This is a genomic window from Streptomyces sp. NPDC052042, assembly GCF_044548345.1.
Lineage (GTDB): Bacteria > Actinomycetota > Actinomycetes > Streptomycetales > Streptomycetaceae > Streptomyces.
The window spans coordinates 45,377-60,683 of record NZ_JBIUBU010000014.1 but is presented as its reverse complement, the minus strand read 5'-3'; the positions used below and the strand labels follow the sequence as shown (position 1 = coordinate 60,683).

15 protein-coding genes are annotated in these 15,307 nt (G+C 71.5%); 8 read left to right on the top strand and 7 right to left on the bottom strand.

Going from position 1 to position 15,307, the window contains the following annotated elements; translation table 11 throughout:
* Window positions 1-113: 113 nt before the first annotated feature.
* The 4 genes from ACIHCL_RS22650 to ACIHCL_RS22635 form a co-directional block, all read right to left on the bottom strand.
* Entirely contained in the window at window positions 114-197 is an 84-nt protein-coding gene (locus ACIHCL_RS22650; RefSeq protein WP_310739661.1) for a putative leader peptide, read from the bottom strand.
* Window positions 198-437: 240 nt separating this feature from the next.
* Window positions 438-1,046 carry a GNAT family N-acetyltransferase gene (locus tag ACIHCL_RS22645; protein ID WP_399864280.1) on the bottom strand — a complete coding sequence of 203 codons (609 nt, stop codon included), beginning with the start codon at window positions 1,044-1,046 and terminating at the stop codon, window positions 438-440.
* Between the two features lie 192 nt (window positions 1,047-1,238).
* Window positions 1,239-2,522: a GAF domain-containing protein gene (locus tag ACIHCL_RS22640; protein WP_399864279.1), complete on the bottom strand. Its 1,284-nt coding sequence runs from the start codon at window positions 2,520-2,522 to the stop codon at window positions 1,239-1,241.
* Window positions 2,523-2,833: 311 nt separating this feature from the next.
* On the bottom strand, window positions 2,834-4,471 hold the full coding sequence (locus tag ACIHCL_RS22635; protein ID WP_399864278.1) for an acyl-CoA dehydrogenase family protein: 1,638 nt from the start codon (window positions 4,469-4,471) through the stop codon (window positions 2,834-2,836).
* A 17-nt stretch (window positions 4,472-4,488) separates the two neighbouring features.
* Between ACIHCL_RS22635 and ACIHCL_RS22630 the strand changes: the two genes are divergently transcribed.
* The gene (locus ACIHCL_RS22630; RefSeq protein ID WP_399864277.1) at window positions 4,489-5,631 is read left to right on the top strand and encodes a YihY/virulence factor BrkB family protein; all 1,143 of its coding nucleotides are present in this window, start codon (window positions 4,489-4,491) and stop codon (window positions 5,629-5,631) included.
* A gap of 122 nt (window positions 5,632-5,753) precedes the next feature.
* Entirely contained in the window at window positions 5,754-6,506 is a 753-nt protein-coding gene (locus ACIHCL_RS22625) for a DUF6597 domain-containing transcriptional factor (RefSeq protein ID WP_399864276.1), read from the top strand.
* 26 nt (window positions 6,507-6,532) lie between these two features.
* Here the strand turns inward: ACIHCL_RS22625 and ACIHCL_RS22620 are convergent, their stop codons facing one another.
* Window positions 6,533-6,925, bottom strand: a complete 393-nt coding sequence (locus tag ACIHCL_RS22620) for a VOC family protein (RefSeq protein WP_399864275.1) — start codon at window positions 6,923-6,925, stop codon at window positions 6,533-6,535.
* A 137-nt stretch (window positions 6,926-7,062) separates the two neighbouring features.
* The gene (locus ACIHCL_RS22615) at window positions 7,063-8,631 is read right to left on the bottom strand and encodes a 3-hydroxyacyl-CoA dehydrogenase (RefSeq protein WP_399864274.1); all 1,569 of its coding nucleotides are present in this window, start codon (window positions 8,629-8,631) and stop codon (window positions 7,063-7,065) included.
* A 260-nt stretch (window positions 8,632-8,891) separates the two neighbouring features.
* Here ACIHCL_RS22615 and ACIHCL_RS22610 point away from each other — a divergent pair, with 260 nt between their 5' ends.
* Entirely contained in the window at window positions 8,892-10,121 is a 1,230-nt protein-coding gene (locus ACIHCL_RS22610; protein WP_399864273.1) for an acetyl-CoA C-acetyltransferase, read from the top strand.
* A gap of 158 nt (window positions 10,122-10,279) precedes the next feature.
* Here the strand turns inward: ACIHCL_RS22610 and ACIHCL_RS22605 are convergent, their stop codons facing one another.
* The gene (locus tag ACIHCL_RS22605) at window positions 10,280-11,206 is read right to left on the bottom strand and encodes a chaplin family protein (protein WP_399864272.1); all 927 of its coding nucleotides are present in this window, start codon (window positions 11,204-11,206) and stop codon (window positions 10,280-10,282) included.
* Window positions 11,207-11,762: 556 nt separating this feature from the next.
* Between ACIHCL_RS22605 and ACIHCL_RS22600 the strand changes: the two genes are divergently transcribed.
* From ACIHCL_RS22600 to ACIHCL_RS22580, 5 genes are all read left to right on the top strand, one after another.
* Complete coding sequence (locus ACIHCL_RS22600; RefSeq protein ID WP_399864271.1) at window positions 11,763-12,164, top strand: rodlin; 402 nt, start codon at window positions 11,763-11,765, stop codon at window positions 12,162-12,164.
* Window positions 12,165-12,492: 328 nt separating this feature from the next.
* The gene (locus ACIHCL_RS22595) at window positions 12,493-12,726 is read left to right on the top strand and encodes a chaplin (RefSeq protein ID WP_399864269.1); all 234 of its coding nucleotides are present in this window, start codon (window positions 12,493-12,495) and stop codon (window positions 12,724-12,726) included.
* Between the two features lie 246 nt (window positions 12,727-12,972).
* Window positions 12,973-13,263: a hypothetical protein gene (locus ACIHCL_RS22590; RefSeq protein WP_399864268.1), complete on the top strand. Its 291-nt coding sequence runs from the start codon at window positions 12,973-12,975 to the stop codon at window positions 13,261-13,263.
* Window positions 13,264-13,447: 184 nt separating this feature from the next.
* Window positions 13,448-13,858, top strand: coding sequence for a rodlin (locus tag ACIHCL_RS22585; RefSeq protein WP_399864267.1), 411 nt, complete (start codon window positions 13,448-13,450; stop codon window positions 13,856-13,858).
* Between the two features lie 897 nt (window positions 13,859-14,755).
* Window positions 14,756-15,163 carry a rodlin gene (locus ACIHCL_RS22580; RefSeq protein ID WP_399864266.1) on the top strand — a complete coding sequence of 136 codons (408 nt, stop codon included), beginning with the start codon at window positions 14,756-14,758 and terminating at the stop codon, window positions 15,161-15,163.
* The last annotated feature ends 144 nt before the right edge of the window (window positions 15,164-15,307 follow it).

Sequence of the window (15,307 nt, the reverse complement as noted above, 5' to 3'; positions counted from 1 at the left end):
CGGGACTGCAGGAGGGCGGCTCTGAACCGCACACTCGCGTCGAGGCGCGACGGTGCGCGGGGAATGGCAGAGAAAAAGAAAAGCGAGGGGAGAACGCGGCGGTGCTGGGACTCTCAGCTCGCCGGACAGATGGCGCTGGACATGCGGCCGAGGTCGACGTGGCGTCGACTCACCAAGGCGATTCCAGTTCCGGGCATGGTGGAAGCCTGGCACGCGTTTCTCGGGCCAGTCCACTACCATCCATGATGCGGACGAGAAAGTCTCGTGATGCGAGACGGTGTGTCTCTCGTCACTTCGTGCGTGTGCGGTGTTGTGGCCGAGATGGCCCCCATCGCCCCACCCGTGTCGGCCGGGCCGTCGCCCCCGCACCACATCTCATCCGTACGAGCGCTCCGCCGGCGCCCCGCCCGCCCGGCCCGGGCGCCGTCTCCCCCGCGTCACCGCTCCGCGCCCGGCCAGGGGCCGGGGGTCTCCACGACGGGCTCCAACTCCACCTTCGTGTCGAAGAGCCGGAAGCCCCGACGCAGGTAGTTGTCCATCGCGTGCGGACCGTCCTCGGAGCACGTGTGCAGCCATACCCGCTTGGTCGAAGTCCGCTCCGGCCGGCGCTCCGCCAGGTCCCAGGCGCGGGCGACCCCGTACGAGAGGAGATGACCACCGATCCCGCGCCCCCGGAAGGCGGGTATCAGTCCGAAGTACATGATCTCGACCACGCCGTCGTCCTGCGGGTCCAGTTCGACGTACCCGGCGGGGGTGCCGTTCACATAGGCCACCCATGTCTCCGCCCCGGGACGCTCCAGGACCTCCCGCCACTGCGCGTACGTCATCGGCAGCCGGTCCGTCCACCGGATGTCGCCGCCGACCGCCGTGTACAGGAACCGGCTGAACTCGGGCAGCGGCACCTCGGACCGTACGATCCGCACATCACCCTCGGGCAGCGCGGCGGGGCGCAGGTCGTCGGGAGAGGTCTGCTCCAAGGACCAGATGGTCACCTCGGCGGTGCCGGGGGAGAGGTCGGAGGCGGCGGGGCGCGGGGGGTTGTTCATGGCTGTCAGGGAACCACGCCGGACGACCCGCGCCCAAGCCGGTCCCCGTCCTCCCGGCCGTACGGCGGGGACCGAGCCGGCCCCCACCCGCCGGGCCACACACCCGCGTCCGGGGTCGGTTCCGTTCCGCCCCCGGCCCCGGTCCGGTCCCGCCGGGGCGTACGGCCGGGGGCCGAGCCGGTCCCGCCCCGCTCAGGCCGTACGGGCCCTGACCACCACCGGCGCCGTCGAACGCGGCAGCAGATCGGCGAGCTGCTCCGGATGGACCACCTCCACCTCGACCCCCTCGTCGAAGCGGTACGGGCGGTGCGCCAGGACCTGCGCGAGGTGGCGGCGGATCCGGGAGATCTCCGCCCGCACGGTCACCGTCCGCGTCGCGTCGCCGAAGACGTCCTCCGCCAGCTCGGACGCCGTACGCCCCTCGCGGCGCAGCGCGAGCGCGTACAGCAACTCCGCGTGGCGCGGCGAGAGTCGCTGCGTCCACGTGTCCACCGCGCTCACCACACTCACCGAGAGCCCGTGCGGTCTGCTCAGGTCCAGCACCACCCGCCGGCGCGGCCCGTCCCCCGGCCCCTCCGTAACCCGCACCAGCCAGCCCCCGGGCAGCGGCTCCACCTCGCACATGCCGAGCGACGGCAGCCAGACCGGGCCCGACCGCATCGACTTGGGCAGCGGCACCCGTTCCACCGGCGGCATCCCGGTCACCGCCGCCAGCCAGCCGTGGGTGTCCACCGCCACGGCACGGCCGCCCAGCCGGCACAGCAGGGGAGCCGCCACCGAGCGCAGCCGGTCGATCGCCCGCAGGTGCCGGTGCCTGAGCTCGCTCTCGGCCAGCCTGGCCACCGAGCCGACCAGGGCCAGCGAGGTCGGATGGAAGGTGGACACCGGACCGCTCATGTCGACGATCCCCATCAGCCGGCCGTCCCGCGGATCACGGACCGGGGCCGCGGCGCACGTCCAGTTGTGCAGGCGCCGCATGAAGTGCTCCGAGGAATGGACCTGGACCGGCGCGCGCGAGACCAGCGCCGTACCGATCGCGTTCGTCCCCGCGCTCTCCTCCGCCCAGGTGGCGCCCTCCGCCAGCCAGATGTCGTCCGCCCGGCGCAGCACCCCCGTATTGCCCCGACGCCACAGCACCCGGCCCTCCACGTCGGTGACCACCACGATCTGCTGGGCGGTGTCCGCGAACGACACCAGATTCTCGCTCAGCAGCGGCATGACCTCGTTCAGTGCCGACGCCCGCCGCCTGCGCTCGACCTCGTCCATCTCCAGCAGCACGCTCTCGGTGGACTGCTCCGGATCGAGGCCGCTGCGCAGCACCCGGTCCCACGAGGCGCCGATCTCGGCGCGGACCGCGGGCGAGGGGTGGACGTCCCCGGACCCGGCCGCCCCGGAACGCGGGGCCCGGCGCTGGGGCCGGGACGGCTGCGGGACGGCCGGAGGCGTCGCCTCGGCGGCACTTGTCTTCACTCTCATTCCCCCAGATGCCAGGGCCGGTCCGACGGCCCGCGGGCCCATCCTGCCCCGCACAGGGGCCCGATAACGTGCACTCCACACAATGGTTGCAACCCTTTGCAACTCTGGCGAGGAGGCGCGGTTCCGTACGAGAGTGGCGGAACACCGTGTGGCGGGGCCTATGCACCGCCGGTCGGTGTGCACAGTGTGGGGGGTGGTGCCGTGTCGGCGCAGCACCACCCCCCGTCGCTGCGCCCGCGCCGCACCCGTCAACATGCGCACGAACGACCTTCACGCGTACGGACGACCACGCCGCACCCGTGTTCGCCCGCCTACCGTTCGACCGGCCGGGCCCGTTCCACCACCGACGCCAGATCGAGGCTGTGCGGCAGCGTCCCGAACACCGCGCCCCCGTCCCCGCCCAGCCGTGACGCGCAGTACGCGTCGGCCACCTCCGGCGGCGCCCACCGCACCAGCAGCGAACCCTGGAGCACCGCCGCCATCCGCCCGGCCAGCCGACGGGCCCGCGCCTCGATCCCCTCCAGGTCGGCCAGTTCCGTCAGCACGTCCTTGATGGCCCGGTCGAGCCGGTGATCGGCGCCGCGCGCCCGGCCGATCTCCTGCAGGAAGGCGTTCAGCGCCGACGGCTCGCGCCGCAGCGCACGCAGCACGTCGAGCGCCTGGACGTTCCCCGAGCCCTCCCAGATCGAGTTGAGCGGCGCCTCCCGCAGCAGCCGGGGCATCCCGGACTCCTCCACGTAGCCGTTGCCGCCCAGGCACTCCAGTGCCTCGGCCACCATCGGCGTGCACCTCTTCGTCACCCAGTACTTCGCCGCGGGCACGGCGATCCGCAGGAACGCCCGCTCACTCTCGGTGTCCGCGTCGTACGCGGCGGCCAGCCGCATGGCCAACACCGTCGCCGCCTCCGACTCCAGCGCCAGATCGGCCAGCACGTTGCGCATCAGCGGTTTGCCGATCAGCGGCCCGCCGAACACGCTGCGGTGCGCGCAGTGGTGGACCGCCTGTGCCACCGCCTGCCGCATCAGTGCCGCCGAACCCGTCACGCAGTCCAGCCGGGTCGCCGCCACCATCCCCATGATGGTGTGCACCCCGCGCCCCTCCTCACCGACCCGGCGTGCCCACGTCCCGTCGAACTCGACCTCGGCCGATGCGTTCGAACGGTTGCCCAGCTTGTCCTTCAACCGCTGGATCGCGAACGGGTTGCGGCCACCGTCGGGCAGCACCCTGGGCAGCAGGAAGCACGTCAGCCCGCCCGGCGCCTGCGCCAGTACCAGGAAGGCGTCGGACATCGGGGCCGAGCAGAACCACTTGTGCCCGGTGAGCAGATACGCGCCCGGCTCGGACAGGGGTTCGGCCCGGGTCGTGTTGGCCTGCACGTCCGTGCCGCCCTGCTTCTCGGTCATGCCCATCCCGAAGAGCACCCCGGCCTTCCGCCCGGGCGGGCGCAGCCCCTCCTCGTACGCCGTCGAGGTCAGCAGCGGCTCCCACTCGGCGGCCAGCGCCGGATCGGTGCGGAGCGCGGGTACCGCCGCGTGCGTCATCGACAGGGGGCAGCCCTGCCCCGCCTCGGCCTGCGTCCACACCAGGAATCCCGCCGTCCGCCGCACGTGACCGGCGGGCCTGCCCCACGCATCGGTGAGGCCGGCGCCGACCGCGTGCCCCAGCAGCCGGTGCCAGGACGGATGGAACTCCACCTCATCGACGCGGTTCCCGTACCGGTCGTGGGAGCGCAGCACCGGCGGATTCCCGTTCGCCTGAGCCCCCCACGCCTGCGCCTGGGCGGAACCCGCGGCCCGGCCCAGTTCGCCCAGTTCCGTCCGCACCTCGGCCGACAACTCGGAGGGCAGATGACGGTTCACCGCCTCGGTGAGCGCGAGATCCGCCGCGAAAACGTCGTAGCCGACCAGCGGCGGTACCTGGTTGGTCACGGTGTGGGTGGTGGGTGCCATGCCGCTACGGTAAAGAGGTGCAGGCAGCAAACGAAACACCCGAACGGCCGGCGGGGCGGCTCCACCGGGTCCGAGCCCTCTACAGCAACGTGTCCAAGCGGAAGCTGGCCTGGCACTTGCTCAAGGACACCGTCAACTCGTGCATGGAGTACCGCATTCTGGGACTCGCCGCCGAGGCGGCGTTCTTCACCCTGCTGTCCCTGCCCCCGCTGCTCCTGGGCCTGATCGGTCTGCTCGGCTACGTCGACGCGTGGACCGACACCACCACCGTCGCCTCGCTCGAACGCAACATCCTCAACGCCGCGCACACCGTGCTCAGCGAGCGAGGTGTGAACGACTTCGCCAAGCCGCTGCTGGCGGACGTCACCACCGGAGCCCGGCCCGACGTCATCTCGATCGGCTTCGCGATCGCGCTCTGGTCGGGTTCCCGCGCGGTCAACGTCTTCATCGACACGATCACGGTGATGTACGGCCTCGACGGCCAGCGCGGCATCGTCAAGACCCGGCTGCTCGCCTTTCTGCTCTATGTGATCGCGCTGCTGCTCGGCGCCGTCGTGCTGCCGCTGCTCGTGGTCGGTCCGGACCGGGTCGTGGAGCTGGTGCCGTGGGGCACCGAGCTCATAAGCATCCTCTACTGGCCCCTGGTGGTCCTGCTGTCGATCGCCTTCCTGACGACGCTCTACCACGTGTCCGTGCCGGTCCGTTCGCCGTGGATCGAGGACGTGCCGGGCGCGCTGGTTGCGTTCGTGATGTGGGTGCTCGGCAGCTTCCTGCTGCGGATCTACCTGACCAGCACGGTCGAGGGGCCCACGATCTACGGGTCGCTGGCGGCGCCCATCGCGGTTCTGCTGTGGATCGGCGTCTCCGCGTTCGCGGTACTGGTGGGGGCGGCGGTCAACGCCGCCATCGACCGGGTGTGGCCCTCCCTGGCGACGGCCGCGGCCCGCGCGGCGAACGACCGGGTGCGGGCGGCAGAGGCCGCGGAACTGGTCGCGCGGGCGCGGGCGGAGAGCCGCGGGGACGAAGGGGAGGACGGCGAGGACGACGACTGCGCCTACATGCCGTCCGAGTTCCCGGAACGCTGGTCGCGGTTCCTGCCGCCGGAGGACGTGAAGTCCCGGCTGCAGACGGGCCGCGACAAGGATCCGGGCAAGGACTAAGGAGCCGGGCGAGCCGAATGGTCCGTCCGAGGACTGAGACGGCCGGACGGCCCGCCGACCGCACCGGACGAATCGCTTCCGGCCCGCCGGTCGCGTCCGACGACGAGACGAGCGTGTGACACATGGACGACGGCGACAAGCAGCGGCTTGCACACGGGGAGCGAGCGCCGCGCCGGGAGAGGGCCTCGTACGGGGAACGCGCATCGCGGTTCGACGGCGCCACCCTGTGGACCCTGCGCGTACCGGACGGCCCGGCTCCTCCGGTGCTGCCCGACGGATGCATGGACCTGCTCTGGATCGACGGCCGGCTCCTGGTCGCCGGTCCCGACACCCGCGCCCACGTCCCGGATGTCGTGGCAGGTGGACGGTACGCGGGGATCCGCTTCGCGCCCGGCACGGCTCCCGCACTCCTCGGAGTACCGGCGCACGAGCTGCGCGACCGCCGGGTCGGCCTCGCCGACCTGTGGCCGGGCGCGCTGGTCCGCACGCTCACCGAACGCGTGGCCGAGGCAGCCGAGCCCGCCGCGGCCCTGGAGGCGATCGCGCTGCGCCGAGCCGCCGGCACCGCGCCCCCGGACGCCCTCCTGCGGTCCGTCGTGGCGCACCTTGATGCCGGCCGGTCCGTCGCCGAAACGGCCAGGGCCGTCGGGCTCGGCGCCCGCCGACTGCACCGCCGTTCACTCGCGGCCTTCGGCTACGGGCCCAAGACGCTCGCCCGGATCCTGCGGCTGCGGCGCGCACTCGACCTCGCCCGCTCCGGGATCCCCTACGCCGAGGCGGCGGTCATGGCGGGCTGTACCGACCAGGCCCACCTCGCGCGGGAGATGCGCGACCTGACCGGCACGACCCTGACCGCCCACCTCGCCGGCCCCTGACGGGACCGGCGCCCCGCCCCACGGCCTCAGCCGCGGTCGGCGAACAGCGACACCGCGCAGCCGTCCGGGTCGAGGACCATCGCGTACCGCTGCCCCCACACCGCGTCCCACGGCTTCAGATGCCCCCGGTACCCGGCACCCGTCAGGTCCTCGTACACCGTGTCCACCTCCGCCGCGCCGTCACAGCGAAAGGCGAGCCCGAGGCGTTCCCCGCCGCGCGGTGACGTCCACTCCGGATCGAACGACCGGATGACGTCCTCGGTGTCCCACAGCAGGCGTTGCCCGCCCGGGAGCACCACTTCGACATGGGGTGAGCCATCCGCGTCGGCGGGGATGTCGAGCCCCAGCCGGCGGTAGAAGGCGAGCGAAGCGGCCAGGTCCGCGGTGATGATGCCGATCGCGTCCATACGTGGAGTCATGTCCCCGACCGTAGGCCGGGTGCCGCGGCGGGTCTTGTACGAAACGGACACGGCCCGACCCCGGGGGAAACCTGCCGGGCCGCTACGGCGGGGGCGACCGGACCCGGCAGCGGTCGCCCCCGCCCCACCGCGTGCGGCTACGGGGCGTTTGTGCCGCCCGCGCCGTCCACACAGTCGGCGGGCGAGGTCCCCGGCTCCGTGAGCGCCAGACCGAGCTGAGCGCGCTCCGTCACCCAGCGGCTCGGCCGGTGGCGGGGGTCGCCCGTCGTACGGTGCAGCGCCCGGTGCAGCTCCAGCATCCGGACGGCGCCGATCCGGTCGCCCCAGGCCAGCGGGCCGACGGGGTAGCCGAGACCGGCCGTGACGGCCAGATCGATGTCGGCGGGGGAGGCGATGGAGCGTTCCGCGATCGAGGACGCCACCGACACGATCGACGCCAGCAGCCGCTGCGCCACCGAGCCTGCGGTGTCCCGTACCACCGATACCGGGTACGGGCCGTCGCCGTCGGCCGCCCGGGCCAGCACCGCGCGGGCGTCGCGGGCGGCGGCCGGATCCGCCGCCGGGGTCACGGCCAGCACCCTCCGCCGGCCGGCCGCGGGCAGTGGGTCGACGCCGAAGGCGCGCGCCGCGGGCAGACCGTGCTCGGCGACGACCGAGGCCACCGTCGTGCCCCACACCGGAACCAGCACGACCGCCCCGGACGTCGGCCGCGCGCCCGTCTCGACGACGGCGCCCGCGGCGGTCAGGGCCTCGCGCAGCGCCACCGCGTCGCCGTCCTGGGAGCCGGTGGCGTGGACGAACACGGGACGGTCCGCGCTCCCCGTGACCGGGGGTTCCGGGGCCGGGGCGGGCGCGTCGGGGCCGTACGCGAACCAGCCGCTCCCGGTCTTGCGGCCGTGCAGCCCCGCGGCCACCCGGTTCGGGGTGAGGTACGAGGGGCGGAGCCGGTCCGCGTACCGGAAGCCTTCCCAGATCGAGTCGATCACCGCGGCCGTCACATCCAGACCGGTGAGGTCCATCAACTCGAAGGGGCCCATCCGCAGGCCGAGCACGTCACGGGCGATCCGGTCGATGCCGGCGGGATCCGCGACCGACTCCTCCAACAGCGCGAGGGCCTCCGTCACCAGACCGCGCCCGGCGTGATTGACGAGGAAGCCGGGGGTGTCGGCGACGGTGACGGCACGGTGCCCGCAGCCCTCGACGAACGCGGTGAGGGCGGGCGGGATCTCCGGCCGGGTGGCCGCGCCCGGCACGACCTCGACGATCCGCATCAGCGGCACCGGATTGAAGAAGTGCAGCCCGGCCAGCCGGGACGGGTCCTTCAGCGTGGCGGCGATACGGGTGACCGACAGGGACGAGGTGTTGGTCGTGAAGACGGCGGTCGCCGGCAGCACCTCCTCAAGACGGCCGAGGACCTCCGTCTTGGTGCCGAGGTCCTCCCGGACGGCCTCGACGACCAGCCCGACGTCCGGTCCCGCCGCCCACGGGTCGTCCAACGGGACCAGCCGGTCCAGGGCCGCCGCACACTCCCCGGTGGACAACCGGCCCTTCTGCACGGCCCGTTCGAGCATGGAACGTACGAAGTCCACGGCGGCCGTCACTGCTTCTGCACGTGCGTCGCACAACTCGACGGTGTGTCCGGCGGTCGCCGCCCACTGGGCGATGCCGCGGCCCATGGCCCCGGCACCGACGATCCTGATACGCATGGCGGTTGAGGTCCTCTCGGGTGTGACAAGTGATCCGACCCAGCGAAGATAGACACGTGTCCGGCACGGGTCCGGCCCCGGGCACCCGGTGACAGCGCCCCGCCCCTCCACCGGACCATGCGCTATTGATCGCCGTTGCCCTCGAAATTACAGTCGCGTCCGGACCACCGTTCAGTGATCCGGGACCGAGGGACCCGGCAGCCGAGGAGGGCGCCCCGACCGCTCCGGCCCGCACGTCCGCCACACCGAAAGGCCATGCCGTGCCCGACCAGCAGTCCGACGTCGTCATCTGCGAACCGCTGCGCACCCCCATCGGCCGCTTCGGGGGAGTGTTCGCCCGGCAGACCCCGGCGGCCCTCGCCGCATGCGTCATCGCGGAGGTCGTCGCCCGCACCGGGATCGACCCCGAGGCGGTCGACGAGGTGATCCTCGGGCACGCCTATCCGTCCGCCGAGGCCCCCGCCATCGGCCGGGTCGCCGCGCTCGACGCAGGACTGCCCGAGACCGTCACCGGCACCCAGACCGACCGCCGCTGCGGCTCCGGGCTCCAGGCCGTCCTGGACGCGGCGATGCAGATCCGGGCCGGCTTCAGCGAGGTGGTCATCGCGGGCGGGGTCGACGTGATGAGCGCCGCGCCGTACTACACGCACGAGGGGCGCTGGGGCATCAGGGGCCCGGGCCTCCAGCTCCACGACGCGCTGGCCCGGGGCAGGGTCACCGCGGGCGGCGTCCACCACCCCGTTCCGGGCGGCATGATCGAGACCGCCGAGAACCTGCGCCGGGCGTACACCATCGGCCGCGCCGACCAGGACGCCCTGGCCCTGCGCTCGCAGCGCCGCGCCGCCCGGGCGGCGGCGGAGGGGAGGTACGACGCCGAGACCGTCCCCGTCACCGTACGCACCCGCAAGGGCGAGACGGTCATCACCTCCGACGAGCACCCGCGTCCCGACACCACCGCCGAACAACTCGCCGCGTTACGCCCGGTCATGGCCGCGTCCGATCCCGAGGCGACCGTCACCGCGGGCAATGCCAGCGGCCAGAACGACGCTGCCGCCGCCTGCCTGGTGACCAGCGCCGCCACCGCCGAACGGCTCGGCCTCACCCCGCTGGTCCGCCTCGTCTCCTTCGCCCGCGCCGGGGTACCGGCCGCGACCATGGGCCTCGGCCCCGTACCGGCGACCACGAAGGCCCTCGCCCGTGCCGGACTGACGCTCGACGACCTCGACCTGATCGAGATCAACGAGGCGTTCGCCGCCCAGGTGCTGGCCTGTACCCGTGAACTGGGGCTCGGCGAGACCGATCACGAACAGCGGATCAACGTCAACGGCTCGGGCATCTCGCTCGGTCACCCGGTCGGCGCGACCGGTGCCCGCATCCTCGCCACCCTGGCCCGCCAACTCCACCGCTGTGGTGCCCGCTACGGACTGGAGACTATGTGCATCGGCGGCGGGCAGGGCCTGGCCGCGGTCTTCGAGCGCATCGGCGCCTGAAGCGCCGGGGCGACCCGTCGGCGCTGCAGGCGCCCGCACGAACGGAGTGCGCCCATGGCCCGGCTCGCCCGCCCTGGTACGGAAAGGGTCCGCCGCCACAGCCCTGCTGCGTCGACGGACCCCTCTGATTCCTGCCTGTCGGCTATCGGGCGGGTGCGTCAGCCCTTGGAGGCACGGGTGCGACGTACCAGCAGGGCACCGCCGAGCACCATCGCGGCGCTCGCACCGCCGGCCAGACCCAGGTTGGTGTCAGAACCGGTGTGCGCCAGCTGCGGGGGCTTGTTGTGGTGCCAGTGCGGCGGCTTGTGGTGGTCGGGCTGGTCGTGGTGCCAGTGAGGCTTGTGGTGGTCGGGCTGGTCGTGGTGCCAGTGAGGCTTGTGGTGGCCGGGCTTGTTGTGGTGCCAGTGAGGCTTGTGGTGGCCGGGCTTGTGCGGCTTGTGGTGGTGCCCCGGGGGGCATTCATCGTCGGCCGGCGGGTCGACCGGGGGCTCGACCGGCGGGTCGACCGGCGGGTTGACCGGGGGCTCGACCGGCGGGTCAACCGGCGGGTTGACCGGGGGCTCGACCGGCGGGTCAACCGGCGGGTCGACCGGCGGGTTGACCGGGGGTTCGACCGGGGGCGGCGTCGCGCTTCCCGACGCGTTCCCGCATGCGTTGCCGAGCGCGGGGTTGAGCGCGCCGACGACATCGACGGTGTTCCCGCACGCGTTGACCGGAACGTCCACCGGTACCTGGACGAGGTTGCCGGAGAGCACGCCCGCGGAGCCGGCCGCGAGGCCCTCGGCGCTCGCCCCCTGGCTGTCCGTGCTGCTTCCCTGGCCGCTCGTGCCGCTCGCCTGGCCGCCTTCGTTCCCGCACTCGTTGCCGAACGCCGGGTTCAGCAGACCGATCACATTGGCGGTGTTGCCGCACACGTTGACGGGAACATGCACCGGCACCTGCACGGTGTTGCCCGAGCCCACGCCCGGCGAACCGTCAGCGGAACCCTCGGCGGAGGCATCCGCGAACGCGTACCCGCCGGTGGCGGCCAGGATGCCTGACGCCGCCGCCATCACGAGCACGCTCTTACTCAAGGCTTTTCGCATTGATTGCCCTTTCTTAGGACACGTCGCGCGAGCGCGGGGGCTCGCGGCTCGTTCATCAGGCGGTGCGGCCAATCGTCGGGGAGGACACCCCGGACGCCCTCGATGTGCGGGCCTTTCGGCGGTGGCCATGGCGGAGCGGGGAGAACGCGTCGCGGGGTTCTGCACGGTTCTTCACGCGATGAATCCACCTCCTGCTGGGCACACGCCAGGGCCGCACGCCTGGTGACACCCATAACGAGGACGAATTGTCGAGGAAACTCGTATTTCGTGGAATTTTTGTGACCACTCGAACGGATTACATGTACACCTGCCTGCCCTGACGGGAGTGCGCCCGCCACGTTCGCTCAACCGGGATTTGGAAAAGGGGAGTTGAGTCGCCGAGGGAAAGGGGAGGGTCGAGAGGGGGCTTCTGCGGTACTCCTTGCGTACTTTCGTACTGCTGTCCGTGCGCCTTCGGCGTTCGGGTGAATAGGGAGAATCGGAGAGAACCAATGGCGGGTTCGCGAGTTGGTCAGGAAGCTCCGGTACGGGGCATCCGGCACAAGAAGGGTTAATCGTGATCAAGAAGGTTCTGGCCACGGGCGCCGTGGCCGCCTCCATCCTCGGTCTGGGCGCGGCGCAGGCCATGGCGGTCGGTGACGACGGCGGTACGACCTCGGTCAACGGCAACGGAGCCTCGCAGTCGTTCGGCAACGCCGTGACCCACGGCGTTGGCAGCCCGCAGTTCGACCTGGTCCAGGGCAGCCTGAACAAGCCGTGTGTCGGCCTGCCGCTCAAGGCCAACCTCGGCTCGCTGATCGGCCTGATCCCGGTCACGGCCCAGGACGTCAACGTGCTGTCCTCGCCGCAGAACCAGCAGTGCACCGAGAACTCCACCCAGGCCAAGGGCGACGAGCCGCTGTCGCACATCCTGAGCAACATCCCGGTGCTCTCCGGAAACGGCGTCGGCAACAGCTGATCCGGCCGACCGCAGTGACTGGCCCGGACCGTCGGCGTCCTCCTCCGCGCGGTCCGGGCCCGCTGCTGCCCGTTCAATCCACCTCACCGGGCCGTTCCGGCGTCGGCGTACACAACGGCTCGACGGCCCCCGTCCGCGTCGTCGAGTGTGTGACGGCACGCCGGTTTTCATTCGTGCGGGCGAATTCCAGGATTCTTCCATCTGAAGGGTTTCGCCTGCGGTTCTTCATCGTTACGAATCGCAGCGGCGGAGTTACGAGTGATCAGAACGGTACTCGTGCGGTGCGAAAGACGTGCCGCTCCGAACTCCGCCAAAGAAAGGGACACAAGTGAAGTACGCCAAGGTTGCCGCCGTCGCCGCCGGAACCCTGATGGCCGTGGGTGCCGCGGCTCCCGCCTTCGCCGACTCCGGCGCGTCGGGCGAAGCCGCCTTCTCCCAGGGGGTGGCGTCCGGGAACCTCGTCCAGGCCCCGATCCACATCCCGCTCAGCGTCTGCGGCAGCACCGTCAACGTGATCGGTGTGATCAACCCCGCCTTCGGCAGCACCTGCATCAACTCCTGACCTCCCGTCGGCCGGGTGGAATGCCCGTGACGAAAAGGCCTCGGAACGCGTTCGTTCGCGTTCCGGGGCCTTCTCCTGGGTTTTTACGGTGGCCGATGGGCGCTGCCGAGAAATCCGGCCCTTTCCAGTTGCCCCGTCGGAGGCACCTCGTTACCCAGGGGGAGCGGTGAAGTCACACAGTCAAAGAGGCTGGTACGGGCGCGGGTGCGCGACCGGGAGGACGCCGCTGCAGAAGGGAATCCGAAAGTGAAGTACGCGAAGTCCGCTGCGTTCGTAGCCGGTTCCGTGGTTGCTCTGGGGACGGCTGCTCCCGCGTTCGCCGCCACCGGTGCCACGGCCCCCAACCTCAGCCTGAACGGCGGCATCAACCAGGTCGTGGCCAGCGCGCCGCAGGCCGTCGACCCGGTTGTCGACACGGTGGGGGGCGCCGCGGAATCGATGCACAAGCACGGCACCGTCACCAAGCTGGCCGACCAGGCCACCGGTGCGGCCAAGGGTGCGGCCCCGATGCTCGGGGGCCTTCCGGTCGGTGGCTGATCCGGCGCGCCGGGCCGTATTTCCGCGCAGGCGCGGATTCCTTTTCCTCCGATGCCCGCAGATACGGCGAACAAACTCACGGAGAAGCTCCGTTCGAGTGAATCGCCACAACCATTTGCGTCACCGTGAGTTGATCAGAATGCTCCGGACAGGCGAGCAACAGAAGAATCAGAAGGGCTTTTTCATGATTAAGAAGATGATGGCTTCGGCGGCCGTCGCCGCTTCCATCGTGGGTGTCTCCGCCGCGATGGCCCCGCAGGCCATGGCTGTCGGGAACGACAACGGCACGACCTCGGTCAACGGCAACGAAGCCGTCCAGTCGTACGGCAACTCCGCCACCCACGGCGACTGGAGCCCGCAGTTCGCGCTCATCCAGGGCTCGCTCAACAAGCCCTGCGTCGCCCTGCCGGCCAAGGCCAACGTCGGTTCGCTCCTCGGCGTCGTCCCGGTCTCGGTCCAGGACATCAACGTCCTGTCCTCGCCGCAGAACCAGCAGTGCACGGAGAACTCGACGCAGGCCAAGGGCGACGAGGCGCTGTCGCACCTGCTGAGCAACATCCCGATCCTCTCCGGCAACGGCGCCGGCAACAACTAGTGCCGCATCAGGCAACGTTCGCCCCGTCGCGACGTCCGGCACGCCCTCTCGCCGCACCGGCCGAAAACCCGAGTACGTCCAGTACGAGGGTTTCCGGCCGGCACACCGAGAGCACGCACCGGACGCGCACCTTGACGGGCACACGTTGCCTGCCGCGGCACTACTGGTGCCGTGACCGGCAAACGTTGCCGGGAGCGGCACCAGTACCCTCCCCATACTGGAGGAACCCCTTCCGACCATGTCCGCACGTCGCGGACATGGTCGGTCACGGCATCAGTGCCGGAAACGGTGCCAGGACCGTCAGACCCTGGAACCGCAAGGCTCCGGCCGTCCGACGCCGCTCCCGAACGCCTCGTGTGCGTACGGCTCGGCGCATGTGCGGCTTCGAGCCCGCCTGCCCGTAGTGCGCGAAACCCGTGGGGCCGACGCGTCCAGGCCGCAGCCGTTCTTCGGCGGGCCGGAAGCGTCGGCCCCGTGGCGTGTGTCCGGACGGCGCTGCCCTCCGGACGGGCGGGTGGACTGGTCCGTTTGCCGTAGCAGCGGCGGACGTCGTCCGGCGTATCGGGTAGGGACCCGGCATGGATCAGTACGACAACCAACGCCCCCACGGCGGCCGGCGGCACGCGCAGGACGCCACACCCATCTACGACCGGCTGCTCGCCGAATGGCGGGCGGCCCGTGGCGGTTCGGACCCGACGCCGCCAGGGTGGCGGGCGCGCCCCCGCGCGGGGGGTCGCGTTCCCGCCGCCCGTACTCCGGAGGAACCGCCGACGGGTGAGTGGTGAGTGTCGAACTCACGCAGGATCGAACCCATTTGGGTGGTTTTGCGAAACTGTCGCTCCCCCAGTGGGTTGATCAGTACGTTCCACAACGGAACGCTCCGAAAGGTGAAGCGTGATGAAGAAGATGATGGCCGGCGCGGCCGTGGCCGTGTCCCTGATGGGCCTGTCCGCAGCCGCCGCCCCCGCGGCGATGGCGGTCGGCAACGACGAGGGCACCACGTCGGTCAACGGCAACGACGCCACGGACGCGTTCGGTAACGCCGTGACCCTCGGCGACGGCAGCCCGCAGACACAGCTCATCCAGGGCTCGCTGAACAAGCTCTGCCTCGGTGTGCCGGTGAATGCCAACGCCGGTTCGTTGATCGGCCTGATCCCGGTCACGGCCCAGGACGTCAACGTGCTGTCCTCGCCGCAGAACCAGCAGTGCGCCGACAGCTCCACCCAGGCCAAGGGTGACGAGCCGCTGTCGCACATCCTCAGCGGCATTCCGGTGCTCTCCGGAAACGGCGTCGCCAACAACTGACGCCGCATGCGGGTGCGGGCGGTCGTGGGAAGGTGCCCTTGGTCGCTCGCATCCGGTGCCCGGTGTCGCGGGCGCGGGGCCGGGGGCCGTGCCCCGGGCTCCGCTCATGACGATGCCCACCGCTCCACGGGGGCGGTGGGCATC

Coding starts and splice junctions, on each gene's coding strand:
- ACIHCL_RS22605 (WP_399864272.1), bottom strand. CDS start 11,206: ATGCGAAAAGCCTTGAGTAAGAGCGTGCTCGTGATGGCGGCGGCGTCA.
- ACIHCL_RS22640 (WP_399864279.1), bottom strand. CDS start 2,522: ATGAGAGTGAAGACAAGTGCCGCCGAGGCGACGCCTCCGGCCGTCCCG.
- ACIHCL_RS22615 (WP_399864274.1), bottom strand. CDS start 8,631: ATGCGTATCAGGATCGTCGGTGCCGGGGCCATGGGCCGCGGCATCGCC.
- ACIHCL_RS22585 (WP_399864267.1), top strand. CDS start 13,448: ATGATTAAGAAGATGATGGCTTCGGCGGCCGTCGCCGCTTCCATCGTG.
- ACIHCL_RS22650 (WP_310739661.1), bottom strand. CDS start 197: ATGCCCGGAACTGGAATCGCCTTGGTGAGTCGACGCCACGTCGACCTC.
- ACIHCL_RS22625 (WP_399864276.1), top strand. CDS start 5,754: ATGGACGACGGCGACAAGCAGCGGCTTGCACACGGGGAGCGAGCGCCG.
- ACIHCL_RS22620 (WP_399864275.1), bottom strand. CDS start 6,925: ATGACTCCACGTATGGACGCGATCGGCATCATCACCGCGGACCTGGCC.
- ACIHCL_RS22580 (WP_399864266.1), top strand. CDS start 14,756: ATGAAGAAGATGATGGCCGGCGCGGCCGTGGCCGTGTCCCTGATGGGC.
- ACIHCL_RS22635 (WP_399864278.1), bottom strand. CDS start 4,471: ATGGCACCCACCACCCACACCGTGACCAACCAGGTACCGCCGCTGGTC.
- ACIHCL_RS22645 (WP_399864280.1), bottom strand. CDS start 1,046: ATGAACAACCCCCCGCGCCCCGCCGCCTCCGACCTCTCCCCCGGCACC.